The sequence below is a fragment of the Deinococcus aerophilus genome (assembly GCF_014647075.1).
Taxonomy (GTDB): Bacteria; Deinococcota; Deinococci; order Deinococcales; family Deinococcaceae; genus Deinococcus; species Deinococcus aerophilus.
On record NZ_BMOM01000004.1, the window covers coordinates 189,385 to 202,988 of the forward strand.

Genomic DNA, 13,604 nt, shown 5'->3' on the forward strand with positions numbered 1-13,604 from the left:
GGCGTGCGGAGCCCGGCGAACACCCTGGAGAACCCGGGCCCGGCCGCCCACCCATCAAGGAGCATGACATGGACTCAACCGCCGTCACGGCGTTTTTTCAAACCCTGGTGCAGGGACTGCTGACCGGCGGGCTGTACGCCCTGATCGGCACCGGTCTGAGCCTGATCTTCGGGGTGATGCGGGTCATCAACTTTGCTCACGGGGATTTTCTCGCCATCGGCATGTTCATCACGCTGGCGCTGTTCAAGACCTTCAACATCGATCCCTACCTCAGCCTGCTCGTGGCCGCGCCGCTGGGCTTCGGACTGGGGTATGTCATTCAGCGCTTCGTGCTGTCGCGGCTGGGGGACCGGCTGGGCGAGGGCAGCATGCTCGCCACCCTGGGCCTGGGGCTGATCATCAGCAACTCGCTGCTGCTCAGCTTCGGGGCGCAGCCGCAGAGCATCAACGTGCCGTATGCCATCAATACCTTCAAGATGGGGGGCGTGCAGGTCAGCATTCCGCTGCTGATCGCGGGGCTGGGCACGGTGGTCGCCATCGCCGGACTGAACCTGTTGCTGTACCGCACCGAACTGGGCCGCGCCATCCGCGCGACCGCGCAGAATCCGCTGGGGGCCGAGTTGCAGGGCGTCAAGACCACCCGCATCCAGGCCATCGTGTTCGGGCTGGGCGTGGCTTTCGCCGCCATCGCGGGCGTGCTGCTGATGCCGCTGCTGTACACCTTTCCCACGGTGGGCGAGAACTACACCACCAAGGCCTTCATCGTGACCGTGCTGGGCGGCCTGGGCAACCTGCCGGGCGCGGTGGTGGGCGGCCTGGTGCTGGGCGTGATCGAGTCGCTGGGAGCCTTCTATGTCAGCAACAATTACCGCGACGCCTACGGCCTGATCGCCTTCCTGCTCGTGCTGCTCCTGAGGCCTGAAGGCCTGTTCGGCAAGACGGTGAAGCGGGTATGAGCGGGAAGATGCCCAGGCCCGCAGGCCGCTTCTCTTTTCCCCCTGATTTCTGGAGATGTCCATGACTGCCGTTCCTGCCATCACCCGCCCGCGGGCCCTGACTTTCGGCAACGTGTGGCTCAGCGTCGGTCTGCTGGCCGTGCTGCTGATCTATCCCTTCGTGTTCGACAAGGCAATGAACTTTGGCATCTCCACGCTGCTGTTCGCGGGGTTTGCCATGAGCTGGAACATCCTGGGCGGCTGGGCCGGGCAGACCAGTCTGGGGCACGCCGCGCTGCTGGGCGTCGGGGCCTACACCATGACGCTGCTCGCGACGCCCGAGCGCCTGCCCGCCTTCCTGCAAAGCCCGCTGGCTCCGTGGTGGGGTGCCCTGATCGGGATGGTGCTGGCGGCGCTGCTCGCCGCCGTGTGGGGCGGGCTGACCTTCCGGCTGCAGGGATCGTATTTCGTGCTGTCCACCATCGCCGTGGCCCTCGTGATCCGGCTGGTCGCCATCAACAGTGACTGGACCGGCGGCGCCGAGGGGCTGTTCATGCCTGACCTGCCGCGCTTGTTTGGGCTGGACCTGTTCGACCGTCAGGTGGAGTACTGGCTGGCCTTTGGCTTCGTGGTCCTGACCGTGCTGATCACGCACCTGATCCGCCGCTCGCGCATGGGCTATGCGTTGCAGGCCGTGCGCGAGGACGAGGACGGCGCGCGTGCCCTCGGCATTGACCCCACCCGCATGAAGGTGCTCGCCTTCATGCTCAGCGCCGCGCTGACCGCACTGGGCGGAAGTCTGTACGCCATCTACCTGCAGGCCTTCGAGCCCCACACCCTGCTGGAACTGCCCATCAGCGTGCAGATCGCCCTGATGGCGATCATCGGGGGGCGCACCACCATTCAGGGACCGCTGATCGGCGCAGTGCTGCTGAGCGTGTTCGGTGAGGTCTTCCGCAACGTGTTCAGCAGCGCCAACCTGCTGATCTACGGTGTGCTGATCCTGCTTGTGACGCTGTTCGCGCCCGCCGGCATCATGGGTCTGTTTCAGCGGGCCGGGCGCAAGCTGGGGACGGCCCGATGACCGCCTCCCCGCAGCTGCCCGAGCTCACCGAATTTGAGGGTCGGCCGGTTCACGCGCCGGAGGGTCCCCCGCTGCTGACTGCCGAGAACATCACCGTGCGCTTTGGCGGAGTGGTGGCGGTCAAGGACATTTCGCTGTCGGTGCGGCCCGGCGAGATTCTGGGATTGATCGGTCCCAACGGAGCCGGCAAGACCACGCTCTTTAACGCCCTGACCGGGTTTGTGCGCCCCACCTCGGGCCGCGTGACCTTCGCCGGACGCGACATCACCCATATCCAGCCACAGGGCCGCGCGAAGATGGGCATGGCCCGCACCTTCCAGGTGGAGCGGCCCTTCGAGGACCTCAGCGTGCTGGAAAACGTACTCGTCGCGGCGTTCCTGAAGCGGCGCGGCCGGGGAGCAGAGGACCACGCCTACGCCGTGCTGGAGCGGGTGGGCTTGGCCGACCGCGCCTTTCAGCCCGCCTCGCAGCTCAACCTTGCCCGGCGGCGGCGACTGGAACTCGCCAAGGTGCTCGCGCTGGAACCGAAGGTGCTGTTTCTGGACGAGAGCATCGCGGGCCTCAACCCGCCCGGTCAGCAGGAGATGGTCGCATTGATCCGCAGCCTGGCCGAATCGGGGCTGGGCATCGTGATGGTCGAGCACATCATGCACGTGATCATGAGCCTGTCTGACCACGTGATCTGCATGGCCTTTGGAGAACTGCTCGCCGAGGGCGATCCACACGCGGTGGCCGCCCACCCGGACGTGATCCGGGCATATCTGGGAGACGACAATGATTGAAGCCCCTGCTGAACGCCGGCGGGCACATGGAGGCGCGGGCGGGATGTGCCCATCCGCTCACCGCCCCGCTCCTCATCCGCTGGAGGCCACTCCATGACCACGGTGACCGGAACACAGCCCGCCCGCGCCCGCGTCGGCTACGTGCCGGGCGAGCGGGTGCTGGAGGCCAATTCGCTGGACGTCGCCTACGGTCAGGTTCAGGTGGTCTTTGGGGTCTCCTTGCATGTGGACAAGGGCGAACTGGTGGGCCTGGTGGGAGGCAACGGCAGTGGCAAGAGCACCATCCTGCGGGTGCTGTCGGGGATGCTCAAGGCGCGGGGGGGAACGGCAACCTACCGGGGCCAGAACCTGAACGCCGTGCCGCCGCACCGCATCACCGACATGGGCGTGGCGCACGTGCCGATGGGCCGGCAGCTGTTCGGGCAGATGACGGTCGAGGAAAACCTGATCATGGGCGCCTACCTGCCGCGCACCAAGAAGAACCGGGCCGCCAACCTGCAAAAGGTCTACGACTTCTTTCCGCGCCTGACCGAGAAACGCCGTTCTCCCGCCGCCGCTCTGTCCGGCGGAGAGCAGCAGATGGTGGCGATTGGCCGCGCGCTGATGAGCGAGCCGGAGGTCCTGCTGATGGACGAGCCGTCGCTGGGTCTGGCCCCGCTGGTCGTCTCGGAGGTGATGCGCGTGATCGGATCGCTGCGTGAGCTGGGGCTGACCGTGCTGCTCGTGGAGCAGAACGTGCGTCAGGTGCTGAAGGTTACCGACCGGACATATGTGCTTGAACTCGGCAGTCTGGTCAAGGAAGGCCCCAGTCACGAACTGATGGGCGACCCGGACATCATCAAGGCTTATCTGGGCGTGTAGGGTGTGCCACAAGAAGGCCACAAGAAGGGGAGAGGCGAGCGGCTTCTCCCTGCTTTTTTGGATGTCGCTGGAGTGTTCTTTTCTGGGGCGGTCCTTCCGGGGGCCCACGGCGGGCCGGTAATCCGTCTTCCTGACCGTCCCGCCCGGCCCCGCGTAGACTGAGGCCATGAGTCCCCGCCGCCAAACCGTCACTGCCAATGTAGGAGGCGTCCTGATCGGCAGCGCCCACCCCGTGGTGGTGCAGAGCATGACCAACACCGACACGGCCAACGCCGAGGCCACCGCCATTCAGGTGGCCCAGCTGGCCCGTGCGGGGTCCGAACTGGTGCGGGTGACGGTGAACACCCGTGAGGCCGCCGCCGCCGTGCCCGAGATCGTCGCCCGCCTCGCGGAGGTGGGGCTGAACGTGCCCATCGTGGGCGACTTTCACTACAACGGCCACATCCTGCTGCGCGAGTTTCCCGAAACGGCCCGTCTGCTCGCCAAGTACCGCATCAATCCGGGCAATGTGGGGGCCGGACAGCACCACGACGCCAACTTCGCCACCATGATCGAGGTGGCCAAGGAGTTCGGCAAACCCGTGCGCATCGGCGTGAACTGGGGCAGCCTGGACCAGCAAGTGCTCGCCCGCCTGATGGACCAGAATGCGGCGAAGGGCAGTCCCAAATCCGGAACCGACGTGATGATCGACGCGATGGTGGTTTCCGCGCTGGAAAGCGCCGCCTATGCGGAGAAGCTAGGGCTGGCCCACGACCGTATCCTGATCTCGGTCAAGGTCAGCTCGGCACCCGAGCTGTGGCAGGTCTACCGTCAGCTGGCCGCCCAGTGCGATTACCCGCTGCACCTGGGACTTACCGAGGCGGGCATGGGCATGAAGGGCATCGTGGCCTCCTCGGTGGCCCTGGCCCCGCTGCTCACCGAGGGCATCGGCGACACCATCCGCGTTTCGCTCACGCCCGAACCGGGAGCCAGCCGCAAGCTGGAGGTCGAGGTCGCGCAGCAGATCCTGCAAAGCCTGGGATTGCGTCAGTTTCTGCCGCAGGTCACCAGTTGCCCCGGCTGCGGGCGCACCACCTCCGTGTTCTTTCAGGAACTCGCCCAGAAGATTCAGGACTACATCCGCGACACCATGCCCGAGTGGAAGGCGAGGTATCCGGGGGTGGAGGAAATGCAGGTGGCCGTGATGGGCTGCATCGTCAACGGTCCCGGCGAGAGCAAGCACGCGAACATCGGCATCTCGCTGCCGGGCACGGGCGAGGACCCGCGCGCTCCGGTGTACCAGGACGGCAAACTGCTCAAGACATTGCGGGGACCGCGCATTGCCGAGGAGTTTCAGGAGTTGCTCGAAGCCTACGTGGAGCGGCGCTATGGCCGCGCGGAAGTGGGGGTTTAAGCGGCAGGCTGGCGGGAGAACCGCACCTGTCGCCGGCGGTCCCCTAGCCCACCGTTTCCATCGCCCGGGGGTATGAACCGATGATCTTGGCGTAGCTGGCCTTTCTCAGCACACCGGCCAGTGCCTGGGCCACCTGCGGGTCGCGGGCGTCGCCCTCAATGTCCACGTACATCAGGTAGCTCCACGCACGGTCCCGGCGGGGACGGCTCTCGATGCGCGACAGGTTCAGGCCGCGCAGCTCATTGAGGGTCTCGACCAGAAAGCCCGGCGTATGGCGCACGGCGAAGACCAGGCTGGTCTTGTGGGGAAGGTCGCTGACGCGGGGTTCGTGGCGCGACAGCACCATGAAACGGGTGTAGTTGAACGGCTCGTCCTCGATCTCGCGGGCCAGGATGTCCAGGCCGTACAGCTCGGCGGCGCGGGCGCTGGCAATCACGCCCTCGTCGCGGGCGCCGCCTGCCGCGCCGCGGGCGGCCAAGTCCCGCGCACTGCCGGCCGTGTCGTGGGCGGCCACCGGTTGCAGGCCGTGCTTGCGGATCAGCCCGGTGCACTGGTCCAGGGCCGGCTGCTGACTGGAGACCGTTTTCAGGTTCTCCAGCACCACGCCCGGCAGCGCCATCAGGCAGTGACTGACGCGCACGATGACTTCCCCGATGACATGCAGTTCGGTGTCGCTGAGCAGGTCAATGGCCTGATGAATCGCGCCCATCAGGCTGTTTTCCACCGGCAATACGCCGTAGTCGGCCTCGCCGCTCTCGACCGCCTGTGCGACCCCGTGGAAGGTGGGGTAGCCGCGTGTGGCCGAGGTGCCCGGCACGGCATTCAGCGCGGCGATCTCCCCGTATGCGCCGGGATGGCCCTGGAAGGCGACGGTCACGGATTCACTCATGGCGCACACTCATGGTCCCGAGGCTAGCGCACCGCGTCCCGGCCCACAGCGCCGTGGGAAAGACAGCCCCGCCGCGCACCGGACTGCACTACATTGGCGCCATGACCCTGTCTGTTCCCGACCCCATCCTCGATCTGGACGCCACGGACCTAGCAGACGCCCTGCGGCGCGGCGACCTGACCAGCGGCGAGGTGACCCGCCTCTACCTGGCCCGCCTGGAAGCCCTGAACCCGCGTCTGCGGGCCGTCATCACCGTGAATCCGGATGCCCACGTCGACGCGGACGCACTGGACGTGCTGGCCCCGGACGGGCGCGGCCCGCTGCACGGCCTTCCACTGCTGATCAAGGACAACATTGATGTGGCCGGCCTGCCCACGACGGCGGGCAGCGCCCTGATGGCCGGACACGTTCCTGACCGTGACGCACCGCTGGTTGCCCGGCTGCGGGCCGCGGGCGCGGTGATCCTGGGCAAGGCCAACATGACCGAGTGGGCCAACTTCATGACGCTGGGCATGCCCAACGGGTACTCCTCCCAGGGGGGCCAGACGGTCAACCCCTGGGGCGAGGGTCTGGACACCGGGGGCAGCTCATCGGGCAGCGGGGTGGCCGTGGCGGCGCGGCTCGCGGTGGCGGCCGTGGGAACCGAGACGAGCGGCAGTGTGGTGAGCCCCGCGCATCAGAACGGCTTGGTGGGCCTCAAACCCACCCTGGGCCTGGTACCGCGCACCGGCATCATTCCAATCAGCCACAGCCAGGACACGGCGGGACCGATTGCCCGCAGCGCCCGCGACGCGGCCCTGCTGCTGAGCGTGATGGCCGGACCCGACGAGCACGATGCCGCCAGTCGCCTGCGCCCCGTGCCGGACCTGACCCTGGCTCCAGTGGCCCTGGAGGGCGCGCAGATCGGGGTGATCGTGGACGAGGAAGGGCTCAGCGAGCAACATCAGGTGGCCCTGGGGCTGGCCCGCGCCGCGCTGGAACGGGCCGGGGCGACCGTCCACGACGTGACCTTTCCCAGCCGCGCCGAACTCAAGCAACTGGGCTGGATGCTGGAGGTGCTGGAATACGAGTTCCGGGACGACCTGAATGCCTATCTTTCCGGGGTGACGGTGGGACCGCGCGACCTGCAGGCGGTCATTGCCGGAAATGACGCTCAGGCCGAGCGCTGCCTGAAGTACGGTCAGACCTTCCTGCACGCTGCTCAGGGCACGCGGACAGACACGACGGCAGACGGCTACCGGCGGGCCCGGGAACGGGACCTGCGGCTGACCCGCGCCGAGGGATTTGACCTGCTGTTTGCGCGGGGTCTGGACGCCGTCATGTTTCCCAGCATCCGGGGCTGTGATCTGGCCGCCAAGGCGGGTTATCCCAGCCTGACCCTGCCGGTTCACGTGCCGGACGCATCACCGGCGCAGCGTCCTGGGGGCGTGCTGCTGGTCTCTCCAGCGGGCACAGACGCCTCGCTGCTGTCCCTGGCATCCCACCTGGGAGCTGAGCTGGGGGGCGTGCGCTTTCCGGAACTGGACGTGGCCGCAGCACTCACCCCTTGATCCGGCACGCTTTCCCGACTACCATGTCTCTTCGCGTGGGCGGTTAGCTCAGCGGTAGAGCGTTCGCCTTACAAGCGAGTGGTCGGGGGTTCAAATCCCTCACCGCCCACCAAGAGAAATCCCCGCCAGGCGCGGGGTTTTTCATTTGAAGAATAGGGGAGCATGCGCAGATTTCTGCCTTCCAGTGTAGTAGCGGTGTAGTAGCCGTCAATTCAGAGCTGGAAGGGTAACAGGCGGGGCGCTCGGCACGGCATCGAAAAGGTCCACCACCAGCGCCCGCCGTTCGTTGTCCAGGACATGCCGGTACACGTCGAGCGTGATGGACACCCGCGCGTGTCCCAGAACCTTGGACACCACTTCCACCGGCACCCCCCGGCGCAGGGCAAGCGTGGCATAGGTGTGGCGCAAGTCATGGGGAGAGATGTCTGGCAGCTTCTCACCCCCCCGCACTGCTGCCATAAGTGCAGCGCGCTTTTCACGGGCCACGCCTTGCCAGATGGTCCGCTTGCCATCTCGCCGTTCCGGGAGCGCTGGGTCAGACCACGCCACGATCAACCGCACCGCTCTCACCAGATTGTCGGGATGGGTCCAGCTGCCCAGCGTGGTTGCGAAGACCACTCCTGCTCCTTCCCATGCGCTGCCCGCCGTCTGACGTTCCTTCTCCTGGGCAGCCCGGTGATCCTGCAGAACGGCCACCAATGAGGGGGGCAGGTGTATATCCCGCCGTGAGTTGGTGGTTTTGGGATCCCCTGTCTCAATTTCTTCCAGACCCATCACGCGGGTCTGCCGGACGTGCAGCACGCTCCGTTCCAGGTCCACGTCCGGCCAGGTCAGGCCCATCACTTCGCCGCGCCGCAAGCCGATGCTGACCGCCGTGAATACAGCGGGCCAGAGGCGACACATCCCCGCTGCGTACAGCGCTGTCCCGATGGTGTGCAAGCGGGCCACCTGATCGAAGTCCAGCGCCTCTCCCGCCGATACGGCCCGCGCTGCCCTGACCTGCTTCACGCCGCCCATCGGGTTGACGTAAATAATCTGATCCGTGATCGCTTCCCGGAAGACAGAGCGCAGCCGGGTCAGCACGCGCGCCTGGGTGCGGGGCGACATGACCGCGCCCCCGTACATCTGGCGTTTGGACAGCGTGACCATCAGGTCTTTCATGTGGTGCGGGCGCACGTCCTGCAGGCGCATGTCCCCGATGTGCTCCAGGGCATAGGCCAGTTCACCGCCGTACTGGCGCGCCGTTCGGGGCGTGACCTGCAGCTGCCGACGCTGCCAGCGCCCGGCATACTCGGCGACCGTGACTTTCGCCGGCTCCCCGATCAGTCCGCGCGAATAATCGGCCTGAACCTTGTGCATGGCGTTGTGGGCCGCCTTCTTGCTGGCTGCACGGCCCGACTGGGTGATGCGTTTTCCATCGGTCTTGTAGCCGAGCGTGATCTGCCAGCGGTACACGTCCCCCTCCTTCCAGACCGTCCCCTCACCGTTGCCGCGAACCTTGCTCCGTCCGGAAGTCGTCATTCACTTATCCCTCCCTGTCTGCTGCTCTCTTGGAAAACAAACTTTGTTTATGACACTTATGGCTCCCCCGCTGTTGGGTGATCGCCCTGACCGGTTGCCACGCCCCTTCGTTTTCTGGGCATTCATGAGGCACCGTCCTTTTTGGGTACGGCCACGAGTTCCAGGCCCAGCGCATCCAGAACCTTTTGCCAGCTGTCTGGCACCGCCCCTACACGACCGGACAGCAGACGTTGAACATTTGGCTGGGCCATTCCGACCAGTTCTCCCAACTCGATTTGTGTGATGCCTTGGGCCTTCATTCGTGCCCGGACGGTGTGTCGTACCTGCTCATTCATTCCATTCATGCTTATATCACCCACTGATATAGTAGATCATAAAATGATATATTCCAATCGGTGCCCAAGAAGGTCTCTCACGAAGAATTCGCCGCTTTCCTGACTCCACTGGGAGGGAATCATCCGGCGAAAGGCCAAATCCTGCCCTTAACGGAATGGTGCTGGCCGCGAGCTGAGGGCCGCCGAGCCCTTCCTGGCAACTGAACCCCTTGCCCGCTCTCGGCACGGGCCGCACCCTCAAGCGCCACTGGCGCATGGACAAGATGAATCACCCCATGTCCTGCTTGCTGCCGCCTCAGTCAACCAGTGGTCTGCCAATCTGAACGAAAGCGGAATTCACACTCTCCGGCCCGCGAGTAACGACGCCCGCGCGAGCGGCGCCTGCTTAGCGCTTGAAGATCACGGTGCCTCCACCGGGCATCGGTGCCCCCGTATGCCGCGTCTAAGTGGGCGATAGCCTTGACCTTCCTCGGCAGCGCAGCGATGGGCAGGGTGGATCAGGACCGGCGCCTTGGGATCGCCGTCATCCCACCCATGTGCGGCACGACCAGCGCTGCATTCGCCTTCCAGTGGGTAGATGGTGGGGGTAAAGCGTTCGCAGCTTCCACAGTGGCCGGGCTGCTGGATCAGGAGTGCCCAATTTGGCGGTAAGACAAAACTCTGTTTCTGTTCCTCGGCTTTGAGATACCTCAGCAGATCAGCCTTGCAGGCCCGTACCATAGCCAGCAGATTCGAATTAACCCGACTGGCCGGTTCCAGCCGCACTCGCCCTTCGGGAGTCGCCGTCACTTGAACCCCCAATCCGTCCAGGGTGTCGAGCAGGTTTCGAGCGTTCAAATTTCCACCGCGTCTTCAGCCGCAGAAATAACACCATAAACACCTGACACCCCATTCGAGCCGTCTGGAACGGTTCCCGGGTCCCTGTGTTTCTCTGAGAGTTCTTGACCGGACCTCGTGAAGTCCGTTGAAACACAGGGTGTTTCATCCGGTCTCTCAGCAGGGGAAAGAAAAGACTCAGACGAGCTCTCCGGTGGCCTTCCCGGTGTTTTCGATGTTTCGGGTGTTTTTCTCTGCTTCTGTTGACTCGGCTCTATGCGGTAGGCCGCATTCCCTGTTGCTGTCTTCCCGGCCAGCCGAAGGCGGTACCCACCAAAGACTCGGTCACGCTGCTGGGTTACGGCACGGCCGACCCGTTTCAGGGCGGACGTGTTTTGCCGGCCTTCCCAGTAATCCGAACACAGGTCAAGTGCCCGCATGGCGGCCAGCACGTCCTTCGCCCCTATGCTCTGCGAGCCGTGGACGTTATGCAGTGCAGCCAGCAACGCCACCCACTCCTGGGGTGCCGCGTTGGCCGTTTCATACAGTTCCTCACGACCCGTCAGGAAGCCTGGCACACCGGCGACGTCCAGAATGCCTCCGATGGTCGCCGTCCATTTTTCAAAGCTGCCCAGTCGGGCCGATCCTTCGGGCCTGCCTGCTGCCTTCCACGCCTCGATTAGAGAGAGACACGCGGCCACCAGCGCCGGACGGTTGGCTTTGATCCAACCCCGCAGGTCCGGGTGCGTGAAGCCGGTTCGTTCCTCCGGGCGTTCCACCCCCGGATCAAGGCGGATGGGAATGATGCGCCGGGGCATGTCGTCGTCAAGGATGACGTTGTTCCCCGTCGCCAGCCACAACGCACCGTTCGGAAGCGTCAGCATTTCTGACCTGCCCAGCCGCCGCCCACGCCAGATGGAAGAGGTCAGTGCCGCGGCCAGTGCCTCCCCCTTGAGTGCGATCACATTGTCCAGCAGCACCACAGGCGCACTCTCGAGAAGCATGCTCGTCACACGCTTTTCAAACTCGTCCCCATCTTTGGTCTGCACCATGACCCCCGCCGGGCCGCCTTGCGTGACGTGGGCAATCACTTCTGACAGCAGCCCCTTGCCACTGCCGCGGGTTGGCGCCTCGATAAGGTGCAGCGGCGTAGGGCCGTCAATCATGGGCCGCACGAAGGGCAACAGCATCGCTGCCAGGGTGTGCGCGAAGCCCGCCTCGTGGGGAGAGAACGGGAAATCAGTGAGCAACTTGCGCAGAAGGGTCAGGGCGTCCGGTACCGGCGGCAAAGTGGGGACGCTCATGCCACGGAGGGCCAGATAGATGCCGCTGGGGGCGTGGTACCCCTCCACACTGATTAGCGCTCCACCTGGGGCATAAATGGGCGACTTCGCCAGGGTCCGCAATGGAGGCAAGCCCAGGTGTTCACTGCGGGCCAGCAAATCGGGAGCCAGGTCCGCCGGTGGGCGGGCGGGCCTGCTGTCCGTCACCACCTGCTTTTTTCCATGCTCGGTCTTCTCGGTACGCTCCTTGAGCACCACAAAGTCGGCCACTCGTGCCAGCCATCCTTTCAAGGCCACCGCATCCATGGCACGCAAGCGTGGCTCCCCTTCATGGGTGATCAGCCGAACCACCTCTCCGCCGCGCTGAAAGAGGGTTGGTGGGGTATTGGCGGCCATCAGTGCAGCCTGCGCCTCCGCCGCAATTTCCCGGAGGTGTCGCTCATTCACCACGATCTCAGGCAGGCCGGAGGCGGTGCTGTGGCGCCGGCCTTCTCGACTGTTCACGCTCAGCCTTTGGCCCACATGATCCAACGGGTCCGGCTGGGTCATTCCATCGGCCAGGGCACGCGGCAGGGTATCGCCTATTTCGCTGGCCGAGAGACCGGCTGCTTCTGCAGCCTTCCATAAGCATGCCTCGCTCTCCTCGCGATTCAAATGCCCGCCACCGCATAACCGCCCCACCCGGAAAGCTGCCGCATTCAGCTGACGGTTCCTTCCCCCCGGTTTCATCTGGGCCAGTTCATCGGCCAGTCCATGCAGCGTGTTCAGGGCGTATTTGCGGCGCACCCCTTCTGAAATCATGGGTTGCTCGTTCTGATGGCTTGGCGTGGGTTGTGGAATTACTGAACGCCCGGGCTCAGTGGATAAGGGGAAGGCGTCCTGTATCTGGGCCAACGTGAACCGCGCTCCCGTGTTGGACAGGATGCGGGTTGTGAACAGCTCGCCCTTCTGGTGTTGAAAGCCTGGCACCCGCATGACGCGGGCCAAGCCTTTGCAGTCGTCCGGACAGCTTCCTACTGCGCGCGCCAACGCCTCTTGCTGGGCATTGAACGCTTGGCCGTCCAGGGGAGGTGTTTCGTGGTCGTTGAGAATCCAGTAGGCGTGAAATCTTCCTGGGCTGCTTTCCACCAGGAGAGACGGCTCGAGAGGCCAGCGATCGGGCAGGGGTTGGCCATCGAAGTCGGCCCAGTAGGCGCGTATACGGGTCACGTTGTGGTTTTTCCGGCCCACCCCGTCCCCTTCGTTGATCATCAGGAATATTCCTGCTCCCTGACGGTTCAGCGCATCCAGCGCCGTGGAATCGAACAAAACACGGGACAGCCGCTTGTCTTCGACATGGCGGTCGTCGAAGGTCTGGAAGGTCTGCCGTCCATTGAACTGGGCGCGGAACTCTTCTGCGTCGTGGGATGAGCCCGTCATGACTCAGCCCTCTTGAAGGGTTTTGGAAGAAGTGACAAGCCTGGATACATGGCCGTGACCTGAGGCGGCAGGGCGCACAGAATAGGGAGGCCGCGCATCAATTCGTCTCTAGGATGTCGATGGGAACGAGCCAGGCCTGCAGCGTCTCCGGCGTGTGCTGCCTGGCCAGCCTCCACAGGTCGACACGTTCAGCCGCCGCGCGGTCAATCAGGTGTTCAAAGTCCGCCCGCTTGATCAGCAGCCGTTCTCCACAGCCCCTGCGGCCCATCTTGATGTGGGGCAGAAGGCGCACGAAATGAGTTGCCAGGTCGCGTCCCAGACCGTAGTCCTGTCTGAGGAGGTCGACAGACAGCAAGGTCTTGCTCATGGTCGTTCCGCGTCGGTCCAGCCGTGTATGGCGGGTGAACCCTCTACTGAGAGGGGATGGGGCGTGACGGTGTGCATCGGCGGCCAAGCTGCGACTGTAGGCGTGCTTGGGACATTTCGGCGAATTTCAGGCATAAGTCACCTCACCTCCTCGCCTGATGGATCAGGCGGCAGGGCATATGAGCTGCTCCCTTACGTCCGGCGCGCGCTAAGCTGCGACTGCCATTTGCTGCTTCGGGAGCAGGTGGTTTGTGGCGTGAGGGTCGGCGCGAGACGCCAATCTGTTCCGACCCCTGGCGGCCTGACAGATTTTATGAGATTGGACGGAAAACGAGTTGCCAGCCGACCTCAAGGGTGGTTTGAGGAGGGG

The 13,604-nt window shown here is 64.8% G+C and carries 11 protein-coding genes and 1 tRNA gene; 7 read left to right on the plus strand and 5 right to left on the minus strand.

The genetic code is table 11. The annotated features are described in order from the left end of the window. Positions 1-68: 68 nt before the first annotated feature. The 5 genes from IEY21_RS04380 (at position 69) to ispG (ending at position 5,055) form a co-directional block, all read left to right on the plus strand. On the plus strand, positions 69-956 hold the full coding sequence (locus IEY21_RS04380; protein ID WP_188901743.1) for a branched-chain amino acid ABC transporter permease: 888 nt from the start codon (positions 69-71) through the stop codon (positions 954-956). Positions 957-1,017: 61 nt separating this feature from the next. After that, positions 1,018-2,019 (plus strand): branched-chain amino acid ABC transporter permease, encoded by a 1,002-nt coding sequence (locus tag IEY21_RS04385; protein ID WP_188901745.1) that lies wholly within the window; start codon positions 1,018-1,020, stop codon positions 2,017-2,019. Next, entirely contained in the window at positions 2,016-2,801 is a 786-nt protein-coding gene (locus tag IEY21_RS04390) for an ABC transporter ATP-binding protein (protein WP_188901747.1), read from the plus strand. The genes IEY21_RS04385 and IEY21_RS04390 overlap by 4 nt, the downstream gene beginning before the upstream one ends. Before the next feature lie 93 nt (positions 2,802-2,894). Beyond that, positions 2,895-3,662, plus strand: coding sequence for an ABC transporter ATP-binding protein (locus tag IEY21_RS04395; protein ID WP_188901749.1), 768 nt, complete (start codon positions 2,895-2,897; stop codon positions 3,660-3,662). Positions 3,663-3,828: 166 nt separating this feature from the next. Further along, positions 3,829-5,055 (plus strand): flavodoxin-dependent (E)-4-hydroxy-3-methylbut-2-enyl-diphosphate synthase, encoded by a 1,227-nt coding sequence (ispG, locus tag IEY21_RS04400; RefSeq protein WP_188901751.1) that lies wholly within the window; start codon positions 3,829-3,831, stop codon positions 5,053-5,055. A 43-nt stretch (positions 5,056-5,098) separates the two neighbouring features. Here the strand turns inward: ispG and IEY21_RS04405 are convergent, their stop codons facing one another. Then, on the minus strand, positions 5,099-5,944 hold the full coding sequence (locus tag IEY21_RS04405; protein ID WP_188901753.1) for a prephenate dehydratase: 846 nt from the start codon (positions 5,942-5,944) through the stop codon (positions 5,099-5,101). Between the two features lie 101 nt (positions 5,945-6,045). Between IEY21_RS04405 and IEY21_RS04410 the strand changes: the two genes are divergently transcribed. Continuing rightward, positions 6,046-7,494: an amidase family protein gene (locus IEY21_RS04410; RefSeq protein WP_188901755.1), complete on the plus strand. Its 1,449-nt coding sequence runs from the start codon at positions 6,046-6,048 to the stop codon at positions 7,492-7,494. A gap of 37 nt (positions 7,495-7,531) precedes the next feature. Next, positions 7,532-7,606: transfer RNA gene (locus IEY21_RS04415), tRNA-Val, on the plus strand. Between the two features lie 95 nt (positions 7,607-7,701). Here the strand turns inward: IEY21_RS04415 and IEY21_RS04420 are convergent. The 4 genes from IEY21_RS04420 to IEY21_RS04435 form a co-directional block, all read right to left on the minus strand. Further along, positions 7,702-9,015 (minus strand): tyrosine-type recombinase/integrase, encoded by a 1,314-nt coding sequence (locus IEY21_RS04420; RefSeq protein ID WP_188901757.1) that lies wholly within the window; start codon positions 9,013-9,015, stop codon positions 7,702-7,704. Between the two features lie 122 nt (positions 9,016-9,137). Further along, complete coding sequence (locus IEY21_RS04425) at positions 9,138-9,359, minus strand: helix-turn-helix domain-containing protein (RefSeq protein ID WP_188901759.1); 222 nt, start codon at positions 9,357-9,359, stop codon at positions 9,138-9,140. An 824-nt stretch (positions 9,360-10,183) separates the two neighbouring features. Then, the gene (locus tag IEY21_RS04430) at positions 10,184-12,868 is read right to left on the minus strand and encodes a DNA-primase RepB domain-containing protein (RefSeq protein ID WP_188901761.1); all 2,685 of its coding nucleotides are present in this window, start codon (positions 12,866-12,868) and stop codon (positions 10,184-10,186) included. A 97-nt stretch (positions 12,869-12,965) separates the two neighbouring features. Then, positions 12,966-13,235, minus strand: coding sequence for a hypothetical protein (locus IEY21_RS04435; RefSeq protein WP_188901763.1), 270 nt, complete (start codon positions 13,233-13,235; stop codon positions 12,966-12,968). Between the last annotated feature and the right edge of the window lie 369 nt (positions 13,236-13,604).